The sequence below is a fragment of the Pseudooceanicola sp. NS-SX8 genome (genome assembly GCF_057380755.1).
On record NZ_CM170819.1, the window covers coordinates 2620082 to 2642073 of the forward strand.

Sequence of the window (21992 nt, forward strand, 5' to 3'; positions counted from 1 at the left end):
GGCGCGTAGGGTCTTCGGCAGGTCACCCCTGAAACCACTCGTCCGAACCTCGGGAAACCACGTCAGGGACAAGACGTGTGTTCGGATGGCGCCCTCAGGGCAAAACAGTTGGACCCAACAGGGGTCTAGGTAAAACGACTACTACACGAGGCCTCGGGAAAGACCTCGGGTGAAGATACGGAGGCTCGCGCCATCCGGTTTCAAAAAACTTGTCAGAAATTCATATTTTTTGCCGCCCAGGCAAATCACCCTGCAACAAGCTGATAATTAACAGGAAAATTCCAGGCCTCACGGCATCGGCCCGCCTTCACGACATCGGAATGTCGAAATCCGGCGCTGCCAGCGTGAAACCCGCGAAATCGAACGCCGGTGACACGGTGCATCCGACCAGCGACCAGTCCCCCAGGCTTTCCGCGGCCTGCCAGTGATCGACGGGCACGATGCCCTGGGGGCGCTGCCCGGCGCCCAGGTCGGGACCCAGGATCAGGGCCTCTGCCGGGCCTTCGTCGGTTGCCGACAGGCGCAGGCGGACGGGGGCCCCGGCGTAGTGGTGCCAGATCTCGGCAGCATCCACCCGGTGCCAGTGGCTCGCCCCGCCGGCCTTCAGCAGGAAGTAGATGCAGGTCCCGGCAGGGCGCGCATCCCCCGCGGCCCCGGCGATCCAGGTCTGCCTGAAGTAGCCACCCTCCGGGTGGGGTTCCAGCTGCAGCAGCGCGATGATGTCATCTGCGGTCATGGCTGGGGCGGGCATTGCGGACATGGACTGTCTCCGGAGTGTTGCTGGGGTCATATTCTGCAGCAGGCGCATGGCCGACTTGTCGCCGCGCACCTTGCCGGGGCCTGCCTTCGTGAATAAGTAGGGAGTGCCGAAAGACGCAAGACCGGTCTGGTTAGCCCGGTCCTCTTTCTCCGGCGGAAGCGCGCGAATTGCGACGTCTGGGGAAAGGGCAGTCAACGTTTCGATTCCACGGCGTGACCCATTGGGCCGCGCGGAATCGGGATCCTCCCGCCGCTTGCCCGCAACCAGCTGAGGAGAGATCCATCATGACCACCACCACGCCCCTCGTTTCCACCCAGACCGACGCAAGGCCCGAAACCGAAGCAAGGACCGAAACCGACGCAAGGACCGCCGCGCGGCGCGCGAAACGCGGCCTGCTGATCGCGCAGGTCTTCATTGCCCTGATCATGGCGCTGCTGATGACGGGGATCTTCTCGGCCCTGCCGCACGGGCTGCAACCCGGCTGGTTCGGTCGCTGGATGACCCACTATGGCACCGCCGTGCCCGTCGCCTTCGTCCTGAGCCAGATCGTAGGCCCGCTGGCCTTCATGCTCTCGGGCAAGGTCACCGCGCTGCTGGACCGGATCGAGGCGCGCGCCTGATGAGGCGGCGCCCGGGCCGGGCGATGGTTTCCATTGACCGGGTCGCGACCGGTTTGCTATCGGCAAAGGGTCGAAAACTGAGGGCCGGTGTGGTGATCCCGGCCGCTGGATCCTTCCGGCATGCGTCGTTTCAACGTTCCCACGGCATTCCCTCCAACCGGGGTGGCATGCCTGTGCACGGCAGGACCACCCCCCTCTCAGGATCTTCGAATGACCCGACTTGCGACGGCCGTGGCCCAGTTCTTCATCTCCGTCATGATGGCGACCATCATGACCTTTCTTTATGGCGTGGTGCCGCACATGGGGTTCGCCCCCGGCTGGCAGCTGGCCTGGGGGCGGCTGTTCCTCAGCGCCTGGCCCATGGCCTTCGCTTTGTCCTTCGTGGTGGGCCCGCTGGGGTTCCGGCTGTCGGTCCTGACTCTGCGCCTGGTGGGCATATCACCCTTCCCGCCACGCTGGTGACCGGGGTGCGCCCTGGGGGCGCTCTGCCGTCCCCGTGCGCGCCGCCGCCCCTGATGTGATGCGCCCCTGCTTCAACCCGCCCCAAATACTCCCGCCGGAGGCCTCAACCGGCGCAGCCCGGCGATGCGGCAAGGAAAAGGGCGCCCCGGATAACCGGAGCGCCCAATGACTGCGTTCAGCCTCGAACCTGTTGCGGCCCGAATTACTTCAGGCCCAGATTACTTCAGGCCCGGATCACTTGAGGCCCGGATCACTTGAGGATCGAGCGCCCGGCGTATTCCGCGGTCTCGCCCAGCAGCTCTTCGATGCGGATCAGCTGGTTGTACTTGGCCAGCCGGTCGGACCGCGCCAGCGACCCGGTCTTGATCTGACCGCAGTTGGTGGCCACGGCCAGATCGGCGATGGTCGCATCCTCGGTCTCGCCGGACCGGTGGGACATCACGTTGGTGTAGCGGGCACGGTGGGCCATATCGACGGCCTTCAGCGTCTCGGTGAGGGAACCGATCTGGTTCACCTTGACCAGCATGGAGTTCGCCACGCCCTGTTCGATGCCCATGGCCAGGCGTTCCGGGTTGGTGACGAAGAGGTCGTCGCCCACCAGTTGCACCTTGTCGCCGATGGCGTCGGTCAGCAGTTTCCAGCCTTCCCAGTCGTCCTCGGCCATGCCGTCCTCGATGGAGATGATCGGGTAGGCCTCGACCAGCTTCTTCAGGTACTCGACGTTCTCGGCGGAGGTGAGGGAGAGGCCTTCGCCCTTCATCTCGTACTTGCCGTCCTTGTAGTACTCGGTCGAGGCGCAATCGAGGGCCAGGTAGATGTCCTCGCCGGGCTTGTAGCCGGCCTTTTCGATGGACTTCAGGATGAAGTCGAGCGCCGCGGTGGTCGAGGCCAGTTCCGGGGCAAAGCCGCCCTCGTCACCCAGGCCGGTGGACATGCCGGCGGCCGACAGCTCCTTCTTCAGGGTGTGGAACACCTCGGAGCCCATGCGCACGGCGTCACGAATGTTCGTGGCCGACACGGGCATGATCATGAATTCCTGGATGTCGATCGGGTTGTCAGCATGTTCGCCGCCGTTGATGATGTTCATCATCGGCACCGGCAGGACCCGGGCAGAGGTGCCGCCGACGTAGCGGTAAAGCGGCTGACCGGAGAAATCGGCCGCGGCCTTGGCGACGGCCAGGGACACGCCCAGGATCGCGTTGGCGCCGAGGCGCCCCTTGTTGTCGGTGCCGTCCAGTTCGATCATGGCGGCGTCGATGCCGACCTGTTCGGTGGCGTCGAAACCGACGATGGCCTCTGCGATCTCGCCGTTCACGCTCGCCACGGCTTCCAGCACGCCCTTGCCCATGTAGCGGGACTTGTCGCCGTCGCGCTTCTCGACCGCCTCGTGGACGCCGGTGGAGGCGCCGGAGGGGACGGCCGCGCGGCCCATGGTGCCGTCTTCGAGGATCACGTCGACCTCGACCGTGGGATTGCCACGGCTGTCCAGGATCTCGCGTGCGGTGATGTCGATAATGGTGCTCATCTGGAAAATGTCCTCTGTCCAGGGGCTCTTGCCCCGGGTTGTAGAGGTCTCGTGCCCACTTGGGAAGGCGCCGCCGGAAAGAATAGCGCAAACAGGCACATGTTAGCGGCGAATGCGCCCTGCCTGCACCGGGGGCGGGTGCACGGACGCGGCGTCGCGACCGGGCGCCATCAGGCCAATGGAGGGCAGTGCGGCGTCACCCGCGGGCGACGGTTCAGGGCAGGGGCGTGCTGCGGGCCTGGATCATCACCTCGCGCGCCAGCCTGCGTTCGCGCAGGAAGGTATAGAGCCCGGAGCCCAGGATCAGGGCCGACCCGAGGTAGGTGAAGGCGTCCGGCACCTCGCCGAAGATCAGCGCCCCCATGATCAGGGTGAACAGCAGGCGGGTGTAGCGGAAGGGCGTGATGGCGGAGGCCTCTCCGATCCGGGTGGCCAGCAGCATCGTGTAGTACCCGGCCGCCATCAGCAGGAATGAGACCAGCATCAGCAGCGACTGAAGCGCATCCATGCCGACCCATCCATCGCCCATCAGCAGGAGCAGGATCCCGCCCGCCGGGATCAGCACCCCAAAGGCCAGCGCCGCTGCCACGGTCGTGGGCAGATCCTTGGGCATGCGCGGCGACAGCAGGTCGCGCGCGGCCACGGCAACGACTGCGCCCAGAACCAGAAGCGCCTCGGGGCGGAAACCGGCGGCGCCGGGGCGCAGCACGATCAGCACGCCCAGGAACCCCACGGCCACGGCAGACCAGCGGCGCCAGCCGACCTTTTCCCCCAGGAAGACCGCCGCCCCCAGCGTGATCGCCAGGGGCATCGCCTGGAAGACCGCGCCAACGGTGGCGATCGGCACCATCGACAGGGCCGCGATGAAGAACAGGGTCGAAAACCCTTCGGAGAGCGAGCGGAAGATCACCGTGGGATGGCGCGCGGCCCGCCCGAACACCGGATAGCCCCGGATCAGGCAAATGCCCCCGAACAGGATCACCCCGCCCACGCCCAGCAACACCATCACCTGGCCCGGCGGCACGGTGCCCGTCAGGTACTTGTTGAACCCGTCTTCAAGGGTGAAGAAGAGCATGGCGAGGATGACGAGGATGATGCCTCTGACGTTCTGCATTGGGAAATTCCGTTACGGCACCGTCCACCGCTATCACCGCACCCCCGGTGCGGCAAGATGAGCGGGCCCCGCGCATATCGGCTCTGCAACCGGCCTGCGATCCATCTGCAATCGGACCCCGCAGGGCGGGGCCTGCTACGCGCGGGTTACTTCCCCGGCGGCCGCTTGATCGGCACGCCGTAAAGTTCCAGCCGGTGCCCCTGCAGCCGGTAACCCAGCTTGGCCGCGATCCGTTCCTGCAGGGCCTCGATCTCCGGATCGACGAATTCGATCACCTGCCCGGTGGTCACGTCGATCAGGTGGTCATGATGTTCCCTCAGCGCGTCTTCGTAGCGCGACCGGCCGTCGCCGAAATCGACCTTCTCCAGGATCCCGGCCTCCTCGAAGGCCTTCACGGTGCGATAGACGGTCGCCAGGGAAATGCGCGGGTCGATGGCGGCGGCGCGGGCATGCAGCTCCTCCACGTCGGGATGATCGCGCGACTGGTCCAGCACGTCGGAAATCACCCGGCGCTGGTCTGTCTTGCGCAAGCCCGACTCCTTGTAGCGCTTTCGGATCGTTTCGCGTCTGGCCATCAGTCTTCCCGCTGTTCTGTCTCCTCTTTTCTCACCCGGGGGCACAGGCGGCAAGCGGTTTGGCCGTCCGCAGGGGCATGGTGGCGGCCCCGTATGTTGCGCATGCGCCACCCCCGGGCGCAGATCGCGCCGCGATCGGGGCCCCGTCCGGGTCTGTCGCGCCCCTGTTACACGGGGGCCCCATTCCCGGACCGACCAAGATCCGGAGCCTGCTATGCACAATCACCTCTCCCGCGTATCCCTGCTGGCCCTCGTTGCCATGGCCCCGGGCCTGCTGGCCGCGCCCGCCCTGGCCGACAGCGCCTGCGATCCCTCCGCCCCGGCGGATGGTGCCACAGTCACCTGCACCGGCTCCGGCAGCGGCATCGTGGACGAGGAGGCGGGCCAGCTCACCATCACCGTCGCCACGGGCGCGGTCGTAACGGCGGAGGAGGACGAACAGGCCTTCTTCGTCGAAGATGACCTGACGCTGACCAACAACGGCACCATCACCGCAGCGGACGATCACGCGGTGGAGGCCGACGACGACGCCGAGATCACCAACAACGGCACCATCACCTCCGAGGATGGCGATGCGCTCCACCTCGACAAGGACGCCACCATCACCAACACCGGAACCATCACCGGGGAGGATGAGGGGATCCAGGTCAGCAACGACGCCGATATCACCAACTCCGGCAGCATCACCGGCGGCGACCGCGGGATCGACAGCGACGACACCGGCGTGTTGTGGAACCAGACGGGCGGAGAGATCACCGGCGAAGGCAGCGATGGCGTGCGCTTCGAAGGGGATGGGGCGGAAATCACCAATGACGGCACCATCGAAGGCGCGGACGAGGCGATCCAGGTGGCCGATGATGCCGTGATCACCAACAACGGTACGCTGATTTCCGGCGAAAAGGGGATCCAGGCGGAGGACGGTGCAACCGTGACCAACACCGGCACGATCACTGCCGGGACCGAGGGGGTCGAGGCGGGCGATGACGCGGTCATCCTCAACACCGGCACCATCACCTCCGACGACGATGCGATCAACGCGGGCGAGAATGCCCAGATCACCAACTACGGCACCCTGAAGGTGACCGGCGATCAGGACGGCATCGACATCGACAGCGGCACGGTCACCAACTACGGCACCATCCTGGCCACCGGCAGCGAGGACGGGATAGATTTCGACGCCTCCGACGTGGCGACCTCCACCATCACCAACTACGGGCTGATCCAGGGCAGCATCGGCATCAACGTCGAACTGGGCCATGACCAGGAAGAGGCCAACACCCAGTCGCAGGTGGTGATCAACTATGGCACCATCACCGGCACCTCCGGGCTGGCGCTGCAGCTCGGGGCGGGCGACGACACGCTCGAACTCTATTCGATCGACATCGATGGCGATGTCGACCTGGGCGAGGGGACGGATAGCCTGATCGTGCATTCCACGGTCGGGACCGGCACCGTCACCTTCCGGTCCGATCCCGAAGAGGTGGATCTGACGGATGCGCCCGATACCGCGCTCTATGGCAACAACACCCTCGTCGTGGCCTCCGCCGTGCCCTTCGCCGGGGCCGATGACATGGCGGGGCAGGCGGCGCTCGGATTCGGCAAGTCGGTGCTGGGGGCCGTGCCTCAGACGGGCGGCGTGACGCGCAACGTCCTGGCCTTCGCGGATGCCCCCGGCGCGGGTGGCTGGTGGGGCGCGGGGTCCATCGCGGCCTTCGATGGCGACAGCGGCGCACGGCTGACCCTCGGCCGCGATTTCGCGGGCCTGGGTGTCTTCGTCAGCCACGGGCGGCAGAAGGCCGATACCTCCGATGATCACCATTTGGTAGATACCGACACCCTGCTTGGCCTGCGCATGGCCCGCGCGCTCGGCACCGGGGACCTCTCTGCCGTGGCCTACCTCGGCTTCGGCACGTCCGAGATCACCAGCGCCACCTCGCTCACCGGGGATGGCACCGCCGACACCCGCAGCTTCGGCCTGGCGGCGGCCTGGACCAGCACCCCGCTGGACAACGGCCTGGGCTTCACCGCCCGTGCCGGTGTCGAACGCAAGCGGATCGAGGGCTTCTCGGTCTCCGGCCTGGGCGGCGCCAGCTTCGCGGAGCGCGATGTGACCACCGGCTACCTCTCGGCAGAGGCGCAACTGGTCCGCACCGTCAGCGCCGGCACCGTGACCCCCTTTGTCGGCGTCGACGTGATCTTCACGGATGCGGAGGACGTGACCATGACCCTCGGTACCGGCGCGGCGACCTTCGGCACCGGCGGGCAGGGCAGCTTCACCCAGCTCACCTTCGGGGCGGAACTGCGCGCCTCCCGCGCGCCCTGGTCGGTGCGCTTCGAAGGTCAGCTGGACGAGGACGGGAATTCCGGCGCGCAGGTCTCTGCCGCCCTGCGTTTCTGATCCCGGCATCAAAGGGCAGGGCGGCGCGGGCCGCCCGGCCATCCTGCGCCCGGGCCCGGACCTTTATTCAGGACCGGCCGAAGCGCAGCCAGCGGCGCCGGGGGGCGTCCGAAAGCCCGCCTTCCGGGATCGACCGGCGCTTGCGGGATCTCGGGCCGCGGTCCTGCTTCTGCATCTCGAAGTGCAGCGTGCCTAGGACGATATCCATCTGCTCCGCCGTCAGCTGCGCGCCCTCTGCCTCCGCCACGCCGCCGGCATCGCTCAGCCGGATGGGCGCGTCGGCCGGCAGATGGCGGTTCACCACCTCTGCCGCCGCGCGGTTCTTCTCCCTGATCCGCTCGCGCAGCCCCTCCGAAATGACCGGCGGCTCCGCCCGGATATCCGGCAGCCGTTCCACCAGGGCATCGGAACAGCGCGCGCCCATCTGCGCACCGAAGGTACGGTTCACCGACTTGATCAGGCGGCGTTCCTGCTGCGTCAGCGACCGGTTGCTGGTGCGCAGGACATCCCGCCGCGCGGCATCGCCCAACAGGTCGGGGGCGCCGAAAACCTCGAACAGGCGGGCGGAAATCCCGTGGCCCAGGACGGAGTAGTTCAGCACCTCGATCCCGATCCCCTCCGCCTTGCAGGCCTCTATCACCCTGACCGCATGGTTCAGGTGCGATTCCCGGGCCAGAAGATCCTTCATCTCGCCGGTGAACCCACCGCGCTTGATCAGCTGGGAATAGAGCGATTTCAGCATGTCCACGGGTTCGCGCAGCGCCAGGACGATGGTCACCCCGCAGGTCTCGCCCAGCGCGGCCAGCGCCGGCAGTTGCGGCAGGATCGACCAGAAGACGACCTCGTTGGAAAAGACGTAGCTGCGATATCCCGGGGCCGCCTTCATCGCCTGCAGGATGGTGTCGCGCACCCAGGGCGCATCGCTGTCCCTGTAGCCAAGGTTGCCGCTGGTGATCCGCCTGTCGGCAGCCTCGCTCGCGGCACGGTCCTCCGGGTAGCAGATCCCTGCGGCCCGCAGGGCATCGCGCGTCAGCGTCAGGTCGTTCTGCACTGCCGTGGTGCCGGTCTTGGGGTGGCCGATGTGAAGGAAGACCTTCGGTTTTCCGGCCTGCGTCGCGGGCTCTGCCATGTCGTCACCTCCCGCCGGGCCGGACCTTTTCACGGGGCAAGACATGCCCCCAACTCGTATCAACCCCTGCATAAGTGTCTGATCTGTCGATGGGAAGCCCTACGCTGCGTCGCAGGCGTCCGCATGCCGACGCGGCCTCAAGGCCTGGGGCGGTCACGCAAAAGGGGCGCCGCAATCGCTTGCAGCGCCCCCCGTTTCGCGGTCGCCCGCGGGATCATTCCAGTTCGATGGTCCCCGGCGGCTTCGACGTGCAGTCGTAGAAGACGCGGTTGATGCCCTTCACCTCGTTGATGATCCGGGTGGAGGTCTCGCCCAGGAAGTCATGGGTGAAGGGGTAGTAATCGGCGGTCATCCCGTCGACCGAGGTCACGGCCCGCAGCGCCAGCGCGTAATCATAGGTGCGCCCATCGCCCATCACGCCCACGGTGCGCATCGGCAGGATCGCGGCAAAGGCCTGCCAGATCTCGTCGTAAAGGCCATGCTTGCGGATCTGGTCGATATAGACCGCGTCGGCCTTCCGGAGGATCTCCAGCTTGTCGCGGGTGATCTCGCCTGGGCAGCGGATCGCCAGGCCCGGTCCGGGGAAGGGGTGGCGCCCGATGAAGCTGTCGGGCAGGCCCAGTTCGCGGCCCAGGGTGCGGACCTCGTCCTTGAACAGCTCGCGCAGCGGTTCCACCAGCTTCAGGCCCATCTTCTCGGGCAGGCCGCCCACGTTGTGGTGCGACTTGATGGTGACCGAAGGCCCGCCGGAGAAGCTGACGCTCTCGATCACGTCCGGGTACAGGGTGCCCTGTGCCAGGAACTCGGCGCCCTCGATCTGGTCGGCGTATTTCTGGAACACGTCGATGAAGAGCTTGCCGATGGTCTTGCGCTTGACCTCGGGGTCGGAAACCCCTTCCAGCGCGCCCAGGAACAGGTCGCTCTCATCCGCGTGGATCAGGTTCAGGTTGTAGTTCTCGCGGAACATCTTCACCACCTGCTCTGCCTCGTTCAGGCGCAGCAACCCGTGATCCACGAAGACGCAGGTCAGCTGGTCGCCGATGGCCTCGTGCAGCAGGATGCCGGTGACGGAGCTGTCGACGCCGCCGGACAGGGCGCAGATGACCTTTTTGTCACCCACCTGTTCGCGGATCTTGGCGATCATCTCTTCGCGGTAGGCGCCCATGGTCCAGTCGCCGGTGAAACCCGCGTCACGGACGAAGTTTTCATACAGCGTGGCACCGTTCGGGGTGTGGTGCACCTCGGGGTGGAACTGCACGGCGTAGAAGCGGCGTTCCAGATCGGCGGTGATGGCAAAGGGTGCGCCCGGCGAGGTGCCGTAGACGGCGAAACCGGGGGCGATCTTCGACACGTGGTCGCCGTGGGACATCCAGACCTGCTCGCGGCCCGTGCCGTCCAGGAACCAGCCGTTCAGCAGGTCGATCCGGTCTTCGGTCGGGGTCACGTAGGCGCGGCCGAATTCGGCGGTGTGGCTTTCGCCCGCTTCGACCATGCCGCCAAGGTCCTGCATCATGACCTGTTGGCCATAGCAGATGCCCAGGATCGGCACGCCAAGGTCATAGACCTCTTTCGGCGGACGCGGGGACCCTTCGCGCACAACGCTGTCGGGCCCGCCAGAGAAGATCACGGCCTTGGGCGCCAGCTCGGCAAGCAGGGCGGCGTCGACCTTCTGGTAGGGATGGATTTCGCAATAGACGTTCAGCTCCCGCAGGCGCCGCGCAATCAGCTGCGTGACCTGGCTGCCGAAGTCGATGATGAGGAGGCGGTCATGGGATGTCTGGCTCATGAACACGCCATAGTGCGCGGCGCGGGCTTAGGCAAGATGCGCTGTGCGCAGGGCAGGGTGGCGCGGGGCGGAGGGCAGCGAAATGCCATGGCGTTCCGCCTGTGGTTGATCTGGGCGAAAAGCCTGTTAACCTTTCTCCGCAACGCGCCATGCGCCCCCGCTTCGGTCTCTGATCCGGTGAGGGCAATGTCGAAGAACGGAGACCTCCCATGACCTCCCCGATGCCTGAAACCTCGCCCATGTCCCAGGGTCTTGCGCCGTCCTCGATCCTCGTCGCCTCCGATCTGTCGATGCGCTCCGAACGGGCCCTGCGCCGGGCCTTCCAGCTGGCGCGGACCCATGGGGCAAGGCTGACGGTGGTCTGCGTCATCGACGCGGATCTGCCGGACCGGATCGCCGAGCGGAACCACGAGGCCGCGCATGAGGAGCTGGAACAGCTCTGCACCGCCATCGACCCGGATCAGGCGGTATCCCTTCAGATCGTGGTGGCGGATCCGCTGCAGGGCATCCTGGCCGCGGTGGATGCCTCCGGCGCCGATCTGCTCGTTCTGGGAACGCACCGGGATCGCCCGGTCTGGGATCTTTTCTACGGCACCACGATGGAACGGATCGTCCGCGCCAGCAGCCTGCCCGTGCTTCTTGTCCAGGATGCGCCGATCGCGCCCTATGCGCGGGTGCTGACCGGGATCGACATGTCGCCGGCCTGTGCCGCCGCGCTCTGCCATGCGGCGCAGATGGCGCCGGATGCCACGCTCCGGTCCTTCCACGCCGTGCATGTGCCCTATCGCGGCCTCATCGCCCGTTCCGGCAGTCCCGAGGCGCTGGCGCCCTTCCTCGAAGAGGCGCGCGCCGCGCTCTCCGCCTGGTGGGAGGTGACCGATCTGCCCGCGCGCTGCCCCCGTCCCGAACCAGAGGCTGCCAGCCGCACCCTGCTGCTGTCGCGCCTGCTGGACAGCTACAAGCCGGATCTTCTGGCCATCGGCGCCCATGGGCGCAGCCCGCTGTCACCGACCCTTCTGGGCGGTTTCACCGAAGAGTCCCTGCGCCATCCGCCCTGCGATGTCCTGGTGGTGCGGCGCTGATCCATGCAGGCGTGGCCGCTGGCAGGGTGACCTGTCAGGCTGCGTGGTCGGGGTGGCGTTCCTCCGCCACCACCAGCGCCAGCAGGCCAGAGGCCAGGACCGTGCCCGGGATCGTCAGCATCGCCGGGCCGAAGGCGCCGCCGGACTGGTCGATCATCCAGCCCACCAGCGGCTGGAACACCAGCGCGCCGCCGATCCCCACCATGTTGACGAAGGCGATCACGGTGCCCGACACCTCCTGCGGGTGGCCTTCCTTGGCCATGGCGAAGGTCAGCATCTGCGCCCCGTTGAAAAGCCCCGCGACGAAAAGCGCCGTGGCCAGTGCCGGCAGGCCCAGCCCGGGCCAGAACAGTGCCGCGCCATAGGCCACCGCCGTCACCAGGATGCTGCCCGTCAGCAGCCACTTGCGATGCCCCAGCCGGTCCGACAGCCAACCAGCACCCACGCTGCCCGCGGCCATCCCCCAGAAGATCATCGACACCGCAAGCTCCGCATCCGCATCGCTCAGCCCCCGGTCCGCCAGGATCTCCGCCTTGCCCCAGAGCCCGCCATAGACATTGACCGGCATGTAATAGAGCGCGCCCAAGAGCGCGATCAGCCAGATCCGCCGGTCCCGGACAAGCGGTTTCAGCGGCGCCAGGGGATGCGCACCCGGGGTCACCTCGGGCGCGTCGCCGCCGTCATGAAGCACCAGCACCGCCAGCGCGAAAAGGACCGCCCCGGCGATGGCGATCCAGGTGAACACCCGGCTCCATCCCGCCACCGCGATCAGCTCGCTCAGCCAGACGGCGCCCACGGCGGTGCCCAGCATGCCCAGCGCATTGACCACCCCCGACAGCAGCGCAAAGCGCGCGGGCGGGAAGCGGTGGTTCACGATATAGAGCGCACCGACAAAGGCAAAGGACGCGCCAAGGCCCGTCAGCAGCCGCCCCGCACCGGCCAGCACCGGGTTGCCCGCAGCGGCGAAAAGCGCGACCCCGCCCGCGCAGGCGGCAATCGCCGGCAGTACCAGACGCCTTGCGCCGAACCGGTCCAGCGCCAGGCCCACGACGATCTGCATCGGCGCGTAGATCCAGAAGAACAGGCTCGACAGGGTGGAAAACCCGCCGCTCGTCAGGCCGAAATGTTCCGCGATTTCCGACGGCGCAAGGCTCGGACTGATCCGCGCCACGAACTCGAACAGAAAGAACAGCGCCCCGGCCACGAAGGCCGCCCAGGCGCCGGCCTTCGCCCTGTTACCCGTGATCATGCGCGCCTCCTTGCCGTTCCGAAGCCGGACCTTTACCTGTCTGCCCGGCAGAGGCAAGCACCCGCAGCCCGTGTCGCTTTTGCCCCGCCGATGCCGCTTGCGGTGCGGGGCCGGGCGCGCGGAGGGGCTACAAACGAACCCAGTTTCCGACGGAGGACGGCACGATGACCGAAGCAGCAACCCCCAGGCGGACACGCGGCGGCGGCGGGGCGGCACGGCGTGCGGCCCGCAGCGCGGTGACCATCGACTGCGCCCCCACCATCCAGCGTGGCATCCCGCTGATGGACATGCTCTCGGACGAGGCGCTCGACATCATCGAAACCAATGCCGAAAGCGTGCTGGAAGAGGTCGGCGTCAACTTCGTCAACAACCCCGCCGCGCTCGACCGCTGGCGCGAGGCCGGCGCCGATATCCAGGGCGAACGCGTGCACATTCCGCGCGGCCTGGCGCGCAAGCTCTGCGCCACGGCGCCCTCCAGCTTCACCCAACTGGCGCGCAACCCCGCCCGCAACGTCGAAATCGGCGGCAAGGGCCTCGTGCTGGCGCCGGTCTACGGCCCGCCCTTCGTGCGCGACCTCGACGGCGGCCGCCGCTACGCCACGATGGAGGATTTCCGCACCTTCGTGAAACTCGGCTACATGTCGAAATGGCTGCACCACTCCGGCGGCACGGTGTGCGAGCCGACCGACGTGCCGGTGAACAAGCGCCACCTCGACATGATCCACGCCCATATGACCCTGTCCGACAAGCCCTTCATGGGGTCGGTGACCGAACCCAGCCGCGCCCAGGACAGCGTCGACATGTGCAAGATACTCTTCGGCGAAGAGGTGGCGACCTCGCAACCGGTGATGACCTCGCTCATCAACATCAACTCTCCCCTGACCTTCGACGACGTCATGATGGGCGCGTTGGAGGTCTATGCCGCCAACATGCAGGCCACCATCATCTCGCCCTTCATCGTCGGCGGCGCCATGGCGCCCGTCTCGGTGGTGGGCACCCTGACACAGGTCCTGGCAGAGGCGCTGGCCGGCATCGCCTATTCCCAGCTGATCCGCCCCGGCGCGCCGGTGATCTTCGGCGCCTTCGTCACCTCGATCGACATGAACTCGGGCGCGCCCACCTTCGGCACGCCCGAAGCCTCGCAGATCCTCTATGGCGCCGGGCAGCTCGCCCGGCGCCTGGGGCTGCCGTTCCGGTCGGGTGGCGGGCTCTGCGGGTCCAAGCTGCCCGATGCCCAGGCCGCCTACGAAAGCGCGAACACCCTGAACGCCGCGCTCATGGGCGGGGTGAACTTCATGCTGCACGCCTGCGGCTGGCTCGAAGGCGGACTGGTCTCCTCCTTTGAGAAATTCGTGCTGGATGCCGATCAGCTGGGCGTGCTGCACCGGCTCGCGGCGGGTGTCTCCCACGATGAAGAGGCCCAGGCGATGGATGCCATCCGCGAGGTGGGGCCGGGGGGGCACTACCTTGGCTGCGGCCATACCCAGCGCAATTTCCAGACGGCCTTCTGGCGGTCCGAGGTGCTGGACAACAAGCCTTTCGAGACCTGGTTCGAAGAGGGCGCGCGCGACAGCCAGCAACTCGCGGCCGCGCGAGTGAAGACGCTGCTGGACAGCTATCAGCAGCCCGCCCTGGATCCCGAAACGGCAGAGGCGCTGGCGGCCTTCGTCGCCCGCCGCAAGGCAGAGATGCCCGACGCCTTCACCTGATCCCGGCCGGTGGTCCTCGCGGTATCCCTGCGCCGGGCCTGGGTGCACCTGACCCAGGCGCGTCCGCCTGGGGCGACCGAAGGTGGGTTGGCACCCACCCTACGCCCATGGCAGGCGGCGGCACCACGCCACCACCGCCCCCTGCGCGTTTCCACTCGCTTTCACGCCGCGGCGTTCCCTAACCCCGAAGGCCGGCGTGCCCGCTTGGGGGCCACCCACCGTCGCACCGAGGTCATTCCCTCACCCAAAAGGCCCGCACCGTCTCGTGCGCGTTTCACCCCACCGTCACGTCGCAGCATTCCCAAACTTCGAAGGCCGCCCCGTAGGATGGGTGCCAACCCACCGCCACGCCGAGCTCATTCCGAAACCCCGAAACCCACGCCGCCTCGTAGGGTGGGTTTCAACCCACCGTCACGCCGCGTCCATTCTCAAGCTCCGAGGTCCGCGTCCCCCGTAGGGTGGGTGCCAACCCACCGTCGGCCTCGCCAACCCACCGCCACGCCGAGCTCATTCCGAAACCCCGAAGCCCGCGCCGCCCCGTAGGGTGGGTGTCAACCCACCGCTACCCCCAACCATCACTCCCCAATCCCCCTCCGGTCGCCCCCTCGCGCCCGTCTCTCACCCGGGATCCCCGACCATCCGTGCCTCCCCGATGAGGGCGGAAAGCACCTTCACGTGCCGTTGCGGGGAATACCCCGCGGCGCGGGTGCGGCGCTGCTGGTCCAGCTCGATCTCCCGCTCCATCAGCATCATCGCGGCAGCGCCGTGGCGCTTCGGCAGCGGCTGGCCCAGAAGCGCCGCCAGGTGCGCCTCGCGCCGGTAATCCTGCGCCGCGATCCGTGCGGCCCGCACCAGCAAGGCCGGGCGCCGCAGCTGCGCCATCATCGACTGGATATCCTGCATCTTTCACCTTCCCTCCGGGTCATCAGGTCCGGATCCGATGCTGTCACAACCTTGCCGGGTGTTGCGTCCTCGGGGGACCCGCGAACGGTCCGGCAAGAATAGTTTATGTTTTCGAAACAATGTTTGACGGGAGGGTTAACGCTTAACCTTTATTAAACCTTAACGCCGTTTGCTGTGGATAAGCTGGGGATAACCTTCAGCGCGATATGTCCGAACGAGGCCAGGATGAACTGGACTGACACTATCGAGGGACCGACTGTCCGGAAGCTGCCTGCCTGGCTGCCGGAGGGGGCAAGGCACTACCTCTGCCACACGGCAAATGGCATTCCCATCCGCCAGCTGGCGCGGGAAACGGGGCGGCATCCGTCCACGATCCTGCGCCAGATCCGGCGGTTCGAAACCCTGCGTGACGATCCGCTGGTGGATTGCGCGCTGTCCCGGTTCAGCCGGGACGGGGGCGACGCGCCGCAGGCGGGCCAGACAGAGGAACGACCGAAGATGAATGCTGCTGCTGCACGGGACGACTTCCAGCCTCCCATCACCGAACCGATCCTGCGCCGGGATGCTCTGCCCATCCTGCGCCACCTTGCACGGCCGGGGACCGTGCTGGCCGTCGCCCAGGACATGGACAAGGCCGTGGTGGTCCGCGACCGTATTGATGGCTCCCCCGACCGGGTCGACGTGGTCTCTCGCCAGCTGGCGGAGGCGATGGCCCTGAAGGACTGGATCACCTGCAAGACCCCGGGACGGGTCTGCCGCTACAGCATCACCGCGCAGGGCAGGGCGACCCTCAACTCCCTGATTGCAAAGACGGAAAACTCTGCCCGCGGCTTCGCCGAAGGCGCCGCGCCATTCGAGCTGCGTGGCGCGGCCCTCGCCGGGGAGGAGGAAGAAGCCGGTCGCCCCCGCGCCTTCATGGCCGACAGCCCGCTTGCCGCGCTGGCCCGGCGGCGCGACCGCGACGGGCAGCCTTTCCTGCGGGCGGAACTGGTGCGCGCGGGCGAACGCCTGCGCGAAGATTTCGAACTGTCGCAGATGGGCCCCCGCGTCACCCAGGACTGGGACCGCTTCATGACGGCGGGCACCTCCGCCGGGCCCGTCTCCGGCCCGACCGTCCTGCGCGGCGCCGAGGGGGCGCGCGAAAGGGTCGCCCGGGCCCTGCGTGAACTGGGCCCCGGCCTGGGGGACGTCGCCCTGCGCTGCTGCTGCCACCTCGAAGGGCTCGAAACGGCGGAACGGAAAATGGGCTGGTCCGCGCGCTCGGGCAAGATCGTGCTGCGGATCGCGCTGGAACGGCTTGCCCGCCACTACGCCGAAGAACCCAGCGATGCGCGCCTGATCGGCTGAGGGGCACCGCGCGCCCGGGGCAAAGCCGCGCCCGGCCGGAAAGACATCTGGCGCGCCGATCCGGCCCCAGGATGTTAGGAGATGTTAACGGCAGGTCCGGATTGGTTCCGGATCTGCCGTTTTCACATCTGCCCATTCCGCCGTGCGGGCGGGCGGAGCGGCAATCGGTCAGGCGCGGCAAGGCGCCGAAAAGGACCCCACAGCCACCTGGCCTGGCGACAGCGCCCTCAGATTCCGCTGACCAGCAGCCCCACGACATAGGCCACCAGCGCACAGGCGGTGCCGACGAAGATCGTCTCGCCCAGCGTCCGCAACAGCCGCTCTCCCGTCGCATTCCAGCGCAGCAGCCCCAGCGCCGTCAGCGCCGCCAGAGTGGTGCAGATCGACGCCAGGAACACCCCGTTGGTCGGCGGGTAGAGGAAATAGGGGATCAGCGGCGCGGCCCCGAAGATGACGAAGGAAAAGAAGGTGAACAGCCCGTTGATGGCCGGGCTCTCCTCCGCCGGATCATGCATGCCGAATTCATAGGTCATCATCAGGTCGGCCATGATCGGCGGGTGGTTGATCATGATCTCCGCCGCCAGGTTCGCCTCCACCGGGTTCAGGCCGCGCTGGCGCAGGATCACCTCCAGTTCGTCGCGCTCCTGCTTCGGGTTCTCCGCGATCTCCCGCAGCTCCATCCGGCGGCGCGACAGGTACAGGTCGCGCTGCGCCCGGCCGCTCAGGAACTCCCCCAGGCCCATGGAAACCGCATCGGCAAAGAGGTTCGCCAGCCCGAAGATCATCACGGCCGCCCCCCCGATGGCGGCAACCCCGTCCGCCTGCGCCCCGGCAAAGCCGGACACGATGGCGAATGTGGTGACGATCCCGTCATTGCCCCCGTAAACAATCTGCCGCAGGAACTCCTGCGCGCGTCCAAGGTGGTGTGCCTCGCGTCTGTGCTGGGCCCAATCCATGGCTCTTTCCTCGTACCGAAACAAACGCTTCCGGGGATAGCCCCGCAGGGCGCGAAATCAAAGTGTGAACGACTCGCATCTCGGGCGGGCCGGGCCCTTGCCTGCCGCCGCCGATCCGGATAGCAATCATCTCACCTTTCCAAAATCGCCCTGCGGAATAGTTGTACCTTATGAATGTCACCCTGCGTCAGCTCACCTACTTCACCTCTCTCGCGACCCACCGGAATTTCGGTCGCGCGGCGGAGGCGGTGCATGTCTCCCAGCCCGCGCTCTCTGTCCAGATCCGGGAGATGGAGTCGAACCTGGGCGGCCAGCTGGTGGAACGGCGCGCGCGGGATGTCGAGCTGACGCCTTTCGGGCGGCTGGTGCTGGCCCAGGCCGAAAAGATCCTGTCGGAGGTGCAGGTGCTGCGCGATATCTCCCGCTGGAACGAGGGGCTGGCAGGGCAGCTGCGGCTGGGGATCATTCCCACGGTCGCTCCCTATCTGCTGCCGGCGGCCCTTGCCGCCCTGCGCGGGCAGGACATCGGCCTGTCTGTTCAGGTGCAGGAGGGCAAGACGGCCCGCCTCCTGGATGATCTGCAGGCGGCGCGCCTGGATGCGGTGGTTCTGGCCCTCCCGCTGGAGGCGGATCAGGGCCTTGTGGCCCAGCCGCTTTTCCAGGATCGCTTCCTGCTTGCCGGGACGGCCTCGCGCCTGGCGCCGCTGGCCGGGTGGGAAGAAAGCCTGCGCCCGGATCAGATCGGCCCGGCGGAACTGATGCTGCTCGAAGACGGTCACTGCCTGACCGACCAGGCGCTGGAGGTCTGTGGCAGGGGCAGGGGCCATGCCCAGATCAACATGGGCGCCTCCTCCCTCGCGACCCTGTCGCGGCTGGTGGAGGCAGGCTTTGGCTTGACCCTCCTGCCGGAGCTTTCGCTGGAACGTGAAGCCGGCGGGCTGGAGCTGCGCCGCTTCGCCTCGCCCGAACCCTATCGGCAGATCGCCCTGGTCCGCCGCGCGACGACGCCCGATGACGGCTGGTTCCGCGCCCTGGCGGAGATCCTGACCAGCGCCGGCGAAGAGATCACCGCCGCGACCCGCAGCTGACCCCGCTCATCGGATGCCTCTCGCACCCCGTAGGGTGGATGCCAATCCACCATCCCTGCCACGCCCCGACGCCCTTCGACCCGTGCTATAACGGCGAAAAATCGTGCTGCACTGCGGCACCCTTGATCAGCCAAACATTAACCCTCGAACCCGCCCGAATTTCTCCTGCCATCATGGTCGCTTCGGGGGCAGGTCCCCCGCATCCGCTCTTACGGACCGACGCGATACAGCCGTGATACCGACAAAATACCGACATTCAAAAATGCTATAGTCATTTCTGCAGGGGGCTGGGGCTCCGGGTGCCTCACGGCACGAAAAAGGGCGCGGAAACCCGCGCCCTTTTCTGTCAGATCGGTCCTGCGAAGGATCAGGCGGCGGCCTGCTTCTCTTCGAGGTACTTCATCAGCGTCTCGGGGGAGGACTCGCCATAGGGGTCTTCGCCGTGGTTGTCGCAGATGCCGGGCTCTTCGAACCATGCTTCGACCACACCGTCGTTGATGATGGCCGCATAGCGCCAGGAGCGCATGCCGAAGCCCAGGTTGTCCTTTTGCACCAGCATGCCGACGCGGCGGGTGAACTCGCCGGAACCGTCGGGGATAACCTTAACGTTTTCAATGCCCTGGGCCTTGGCCCACTGGTTCATGACAAAGCTGTCGTTGACCGACATCACGTAGATGTCCTCGATCCCCAGCTCCTTGAACTTGGCCGCGTTGTTTTCGAAACCCGGCAGCTGGTAGGTGGAGCAGGTGGGGGTGAAGGCGCCGGGCAGGGAGAACAGGATGACCCGCTTGCCGGCGAAGTAGTCGGCGGTGGTCATGTCCTGCCAGCGGAAGGGGTTCGGGCCGCCGACGCTCTCGTCGCGGACGCGGGTGCGGAAGGTCACATTGGGGAGTTTGGAGCCGGGCTGCATGGCATCATCCTTTATTATGATGGTCATAATTCCCGGTTTTTCTAGAATGGTTCCAATTCCGGTGCAAGGCACTTTCCGCGCTGCGGCAAGGTACCTGTCAAAAATTGTCGTGTACGTGCACGCCCTTGCAGCAGGGGCCGGCGCAGCCTTTCTGCACCTGCATGGCCTCCTTGCACCACTTGCATCGCTGGCATGCGATGCTGGCCCTTCCGCTCGCCGCGGTATATGGTAGCACCCAGCCCGATGAGGAGCCCGCGAGGAAGCCACGACATGAGAGATCTCAAGATCCCCGAGCAGCGCCACCCCGAGAAGGCGCATCGCCCGGACAATGCCCAGCCGAAGAAACCCGACTGGATCCGCGTCAAGGCGCCGACCTCCAAGGAATATACCGAGACCCGCAAGATCATGCGCGAGAACAAGCTCGTCACGGTCTGCGAAGAGGCAGGCTGCCCCAACGTGGGCGAATGCTGGTCCCAGGGGCACGCCACCATGATGATCATGGGCGATATCTGCACCCGCGGCTGCACCTTCTGCAACATCGCCACCGGCCGTCCCGATGCGCTCGACGTATTCGAACCCGGCCGCGTCGCCCATGCCGTTGAAAAGCTTGGCCTGAACCATGTCGTCATCACCTCGGTGGACCGGGACGACCTCGACGATGGCGGCGCCGATCACTTCGCCCAGACGATCCGTGCGGTGCGCCACCGCTCGCCTTCGACCACGATCGAGATCCTGACGCCGGACTTCCTGAAATGTGGTCCCGCCGCGCTGGAAGCGGTGGTGGAAGCCAAGCCCGACGTCTTCAACCACAACCTGGAAACCGTCCCCGGCCTCTACCAAGAGGTCCGCCCGGGCGCCCGCTACTTCCATTCGCTGCGCCTTCTGCAGCGCGTGAAGGAGCTGGATCCGACGATCTTCACCAAGTCCGGCATCATGGTCGGCCTGGGGGAGGAACGCCCGCAGGTCCTTCAGGTGATGGATGACATGCGCTCTGCCGATATCGACTTCATGACGATCGGCCAGTACCTGCAGCCGACGCCGAAACACCACGCCGTTGCGCGTTTCATCACGCCGGATGAATTTGCCAGCTATGAAAAGGCGGCCTTCAACAAGGGCTTCCTGATGGTATCGGCCACGCCGCTGACGCGCTCCTCCTATCACGCCGGCGACGATTTCGCCCGCCTGCGCGACGCCCGGATGAAGAAGCTCGGCCTCGCCTGAAGCTGGCCCGAGCTGCACGGCTGACGCTTTCTTAGCATTTGAATGAGATAACCCCGGGGGTGGTTCGACCACCTCCGGGGTTTTCGCTTGGGCCTTTCCTGCCGCCCTTCATAAGAGCAGGGTATGGCGATGCGCAGATGGCCCGCCTTCATCGAACTCCACCTGATGCAAGGCATCAATATCGAAACGTATCCAGTTGAAAATAAACGAAAGTGACTGACATCCAATGCGGATCCGCGTCAGTCCTGCGGCCCGCCGGACACCGCCGGAACAGCCTTCAGGTACATGGCAATGGCCATCCTGTCCTCGTCGGACAGCTGGCTGGTGTTGGCGACCACGTCGGCCATTTCGCCGCCCACCACGTCGAAATCGGGGGTGAAGCCGGAGGACAGGTATTCCGCGATCTCCGCCTCGCTCCAGCTCAGGCCGCCCGAGGTGATGTTGGGGATCCGCCCCTGGCCCGACGGGTTGGGTGCCCCGCCCAGCCAGCGATCCTTGTTCAGCCCGCCCAGGGCGTTCCGGGGGGTATGACATTCGGCACAATGGCCAAGCGCTTCGACCAGGTAGCGCCCCCGGGCCAGCTCGGCGCTGTCGACGGGATCAAGGACGTAATCATCGTTGAAGAACAGGATCTTCCATCCGCCAAGCGCGCGGCGGATGTTGAAGGGAAAGGCGACGTCGTGGTCCCGGTTGGGGGTGTCGTCTGCGGGCAGCGTCTCCAGGAAGGCACGCAGGTCCGCCACGTCCTGGGGCTCGGCCTTGGCGTAGCTGGTATAGGGGAAGGCGGGGTAATAATGCTGCCCGGCAGGCGACACGCCCCGCATCATCGCATTGGCCAGGTCCTGCACCGTCCAGGCGCCGATCCCCGCCCCCTCGGAGGAGGAGATGTTGGGCGCGTAGAAGGTGCCGAAGTCGGACGGGAAGGCCCGGCCTCCCGCCAGGATCAGCTTCGCCTCGCCTTCGGCCCCCGGCGCGGAATGGCAGGAGGCACAGCCGCCGGCATAGAAGACCTCCTTGCCGTGCTCGGGATCGCCGGTCAGCCCGGCGGTCACGTCATCGTCAAGCGGGTTCGGCGCGGTCAGAAGCCAGCCGACGCCGCCCAGAATGATCAGCAGAAGAACGAGAAAGCTCAGGATCTTGCGCATGTCGGTGCCCCCC

At 66.7% G+C, this 21992-nt stretch carries 19 protein-coding genes; 8 read left to right on the plus strand and 11 right to left on the minus strand.

Annotation, left to right across the window (positions count from 1 at the left end):
* Positions 1-307: 307 nt before the first annotated feature.
* The gene (locus tag AC2IR1_RS11975) at positions 308-736 is read right to left on the minus strand and encodes a cupin domain-containing protein (protein ID WP_486476411.1); all 429 of its coding nucleotides are present in this window, start codon (positions 734-736) and stop codon (positions 308-310) included.
* A gap of 308 nt (positions 737-1044) precedes the next feature.
* Here AC2IR1_RS11975 and AC2IR1_RS11980 point away from each other — a divergent pair, with 308 nt between their 5' ends.
* Entirely contained in the window at positions 1045-1380 is a 336-nt protein-coding gene (locus tag AC2IR1_RS11980) for a DUF2798 domain-containing protein (protein WP_486472198.1), read from the plus strand.
* A gap of 210 nt (positions 1381-1590) precedes the next feature.
* On the plus strand, positions 1591-1842 hold the full coding sequence (locus tag AC2IR1_RS11985; protein WP_486472199.1) for a DUF2798 domain-containing protein: 252 nt from the start codon (positions 1591-1593) through the stop codon (positions 1840-1842).
* A 250-nt stretch (positions 1843-2092) separates the two neighbouring features.
* Here AC2IR1_RS11985 and eno read toward each other — a convergent pair whose 3' ends face one another.
* From eno to AC2IR1_RS12000, 3 genes are all read right to left on the minus strand, one after another.
* The gene (gene eno / locus AC2IR1_RS11990; protein WP_486472200.1) at positions 2093-3367 is read right to left on the minus strand and encodes a phosphopyruvate hydratase; all 1275 of its coding nucleotides are present in this window, start codon (positions 3365-3367) and stop codon (positions 2093-2095) included.
* A 214-nt stretch (positions 3368-3581) separates the two neighbouring features.
* A complete protein-coding gene (locus tag AC2IR1_RS11995; protein WP_486472201.1) occupies positions 3582-4481 on the minus strand; it encodes a DMT family transporter in 900 nt (299 codons plus the stop codon).
* 146 nt (positions 4482-4627) lie between these two features.
* Positions 4628-5056, minus strand: a complete 429-nt coding sequence (locus AC2IR1_RS12000; protein ID WP_486472202.1) for a Fur family transcriptional regulator — start codon at positions 5054-5056, stop codon at positions 4628-4630.
* A gap of 214 nt (positions 5057-5270) precedes the next feature.
* Here AC2IR1_RS12000 and AC2IR1_RS12005 point away from each other — a divergent pair, with 214 nt between their 5' ends.
* Positions 5271-7454, plus strand: a complete 2184-nt coding sequence (locus AC2IR1_RS12005) for a beta strand repeat-containing protein (protein ID WP_486472203.1) — start codon at positions 5271-5273, stop codon at positions 7452-7454.
* A gap of 67 nt (positions 7455-7521) precedes the next feature.
* Here AC2IR1_RS12005 and AC2IR1_RS12010 read toward each other — a convergent pair whose 3' ends face one another.
* Together AC2IR1_RS12010 and guaA are read right to left on the minus strand one after the other, a co-directional pair.
* Positions 7522-8583 carry a hypothetical protein gene (locus AC2IR1_RS12010; protein WP_486472204.1) on the minus strand — a complete coding sequence of 354 codons (1062 nt, stop codon included), beginning with the start codon at positions 8581-8583 and terminating at the stop codon, positions 7522-7524.
* A gap of 214 nt (positions 8584-8797) precedes the next feature.
* Positions 8798-10369, minus strand: coding sequence for a glutamine-hydrolyzing GMP synthase (gene guaA, locus AC2IR1_RS12015; RefSeq protein ID WP_486472205.1), 1572 nt, complete (start codon positions 10367-10369; stop codon positions 8798-8800).
* 209 nt (positions 10370-10578) lie between these two features.
* Here guaA and AC2IR1_RS12020 point away from each other — a divergent pair, with 209 nt between their 5' ends.
* Positions 10579-11451, plus strand: a complete 873-nt coding sequence (locus AC2IR1_RS12020; RefSeq protein ID WP_486472206.1) for a universal stress protein — start codon at positions 10579-10581, stop codon at positions 11449-11451.
* 34 nt (positions 11452-11485) lie between these two features.
* Here the strand turns inward: AC2IR1_RS12020 and AC2IR1_RS12025 are convergent, their stop codons facing one another.
* Positions 11486-12700 carry an MFS transporter gene (locus AC2IR1_RS12025; protein ID WP_486472207.1) on the minus strand — a complete coding sequence of 405 codons (1215 nt, stop codon included), beginning with the start codon at positions 12698-12700 and terminating at the stop codon, positions 11486-11488.
* A 164-nt stretch (positions 12701-12864) separates the two neighbouring features.
* Here AC2IR1_RS12025 and AC2IR1_RS12030 point away from each other — a divergent pair, with 164 nt between their 5' ends.
* The gene (locus AC2IR1_RS12030) at positions 12865-14409 is read left to right on the plus strand and encodes a trimethylamine methyltransferase family protein (RefSeq protein WP_486472208.1); all 1545 of its coding nucleotides are present in this window, start codon (positions 12865-12867) and stop codon (positions 14407-14409) included.
* Positions 14410-15027: 618 nt separating this feature from the next.
* Here AC2IR1_RS12030 and AC2IR1_RS12035 read toward each other — a convergent pair.
* Complete coding sequence (locus tag AC2IR1_RS12035; protein ID WP_486472209.1) at positions 15028-15312, minus strand: DUF6477 family protein; 285 nt, start codon at positions 15310-15312, stop codon at positions 15028-15030.
* 225 nt (positions 15313-15537) lie between these two features.
* Between AC2IR1_RS12035 and AC2IR1_RS12040 the strand changes: the two genes are divergently transcribed.
* Complete coding sequence (locus tag AC2IR1_RS12040) at positions 15538-16659, plus strand: DUF6456 domain-containing protein (protein ID WP_486472210.1); 1122 nt, start codon at positions 15538-15540, stop codon at positions 16657-16659.
* A 227-nt stretch (positions 16660-16886) separates the two neighbouring features.
* Here the strand turns inward: AC2IR1_RS12040 and AC2IR1_RS12045 are convergent, their stop codons facing one another.
* Positions 16887-17615, minus strand: coding sequence for a VIT1/CCC1 transporter family protein (locus AC2IR1_RS12045; RefSeq protein ID WP_486472211.1), 729 nt, complete (start codon positions 17613-17615; stop codon positions 16887-16889).
* Positions 17616-17785: 170 nt separating this feature from the next.
* On the opposite strand from AC2IR1_RS12045, the gene AC2IR1_RS12050 reads away from it, so the two are divergent.
* Positions 17786-18703 carry a LysR substrate-binding domain-containing protein gene (locus AC2IR1_RS12050; RefSeq protein WP_486472212.1) on the plus strand — a complete coding sequence of 306 codons (918 nt, stop codon included), beginning with the start codon at positions 17786-17788 and terminating at the stop codon, positions 18701-18703.
* 367 nt (positions 18704-19070) lie between these two features.
* Here the strand turns inward: AC2IR1_RS12050 and AC2IR1_RS12055 are convergent, their stop codons facing one another.
* Positions 19071-19613 (minus strand): redoxin family protein, encoded by a 543-nt coding sequence (locus AC2IR1_RS12055; RefSeq protein WP_486476412.1) that lies wholly within the window; start codon positions 19611-19613, stop codon positions 19071-19073.
* Positions 19614-19883: 270 nt separating this feature from the next.
* On the opposite strand from AC2IR1_RS12055, the gene lipA reads away from it, so the two are divergent.
* Positions 19884-20834, plus strand: coding sequence for a lipoyl synthase (gene lipA, locus AC2IR1_RS12060; protein ID WP_486472213.1), 951 nt, complete (start codon positions 19884-19886; stop codon positions 20832-20834).
* 239 nt (positions 20835-21073) lie between these two features.
* Here lipA and AC2IR1_RS12065 read toward each other — a convergent pair whose 3' ends face one another.
* A complete protein-coding gene (locus AC2IR1_RS12065) occupies positions 21074-21979 on the minus strand; it encodes a c-type cytochrome (RefSeq protein ID WP_486472214.1) in 906 nt (301 codons plus the stop codon).
* Positions 21980-21992 lie beyond the last annotated feature (13 nt).

Coding starts and splice junctions, on each gene's coding strand:
- AC2IR1_RS12040 (WP_486472210.1), top strand. CDS start 15,538: ATGAACTGGACTGACACTATCGAGGGACCGACTGTCCGGAAGCTGCCT.
- AC2IR1_RS12020 (WP_486472206.1), top strand. CDS start 10,579: ATGACCTCCCCGATGCCTGAAACCTCGCCCATGTCCCAGGGTCTTGCG.
- AC2IR1_RS11985 (WP_486472199.1), top strand. CDS start 1,591: ATGACCCGACTTGCGACGGCCGTGGCCCAGTTCTTCATCTCCGTCATG.
- AC2IR1_RS12025 (WP_486472207.1), bottom strand. CDS start 12,700: ATGATCACGGGTAACAGGGCGAAGGCCGGCGCCTGGGCGGCCTTCGTG.
- AC2IR1_RS12010 (WP_486472204.1), bottom strand. CDS start 8,583: ATGGCAGAGCCCGCGACGCAGGCCGGAAAACCGAAGGTCTTCCTTCAC.
- AC2IR1_RS12005 (WP_486472203.1), top strand. CDS start 5,271: ATGCACAATCACCTCTCCCGCGTATCCCTGCTGGCCCTCGTTGCCATG.
- AC2IR1_RS12065 (WP_486472214.1), bottom strand. CDS start 21,979: ATGCGCAAGATCCTGAGCTTTCTCGTTCTTCTGCTGATCATTCTGGGC.
- AC2IR1_RS12000 (WP_486472202.1), bottom strand. CDS start 5,056: ATGGCCAGACGCGAAACGATCCGAAAGCGCTACAAGGAGTCGGGCTTG.
- AC2IR1_RS11975 (WP_486476411.1), bottom strand. CDS start 736: ATGACCGCAGATGACATCATCGCGCTGCTGCAGCTGGAACCCCACCCG.
- guaA (WP_486472205.1), bottom strand. CDS start 10,369: ATGAGCCAGACATCCCATGACCGCCTCCTCATCATCGACTTCGGCAGC.
- AC2IR1_RS12045 (WP_486472211.1), bottom strand. CDS start 17,615: ATGGATTGGGCCCAGCACAGACGCGAGGCACACCACCTTGGACGCGCG.
- AC2IR1_RS11980 (WP_486472198.1), top strand. CDS start 1,045: ATGACCACCACCACGCCCCTCGTTTCCACCCAGACCGACGCAAGGCCC.
- AC2IR1_RS12050 (WP_486472212.1), top strand. CDS start 17,786: ATGAATGTCACCCTGCGTCAGCTCACCTACTTCACCTCTCTCGCGACC.
- eno (WP_486472200.1), bottom strand. CDS start 3,367: ATGAGCACCATTATCGACATCACCGCACGCGAGATCCTGGACAGCCGT.
- AC2IR1_RS12035 (WP_486472209.1), bottom strand. CDS start 15,312: ATGCAGGATATCCAGTCGATGATGGCGCAGCTGCGGCGCCCGGCCTTG.
- lipA (WP_486472213.1), top strand. CDS start 19,884: ATGAGAGATCTCAAGATCCCCGAGCAGCGCCACCCCGAGAAGGCGCAT.
- AC2IR1_RS12030 (WP_486472208.1), top strand. CDS start 12,865: ATGACCGAAGCAGCAACCCCCAGGCGGACACGCGGCGGCGGCGGGGCG.
- AC2IR1_RS12055 (WP_486476412.1), bottom strand. CDS start 19,613: ATGCAGCCCGGCTCCAAACTCCCCAATGTGACCTTCCGCACCCGCGTC.
- AC2IR1_RS11995 (WP_486472201.1), bottom strand. CDS start 4,481: ATGCAGAACGTCAGAGGCATCATCCTCGTCATCCTCGCCATGCTCTTC.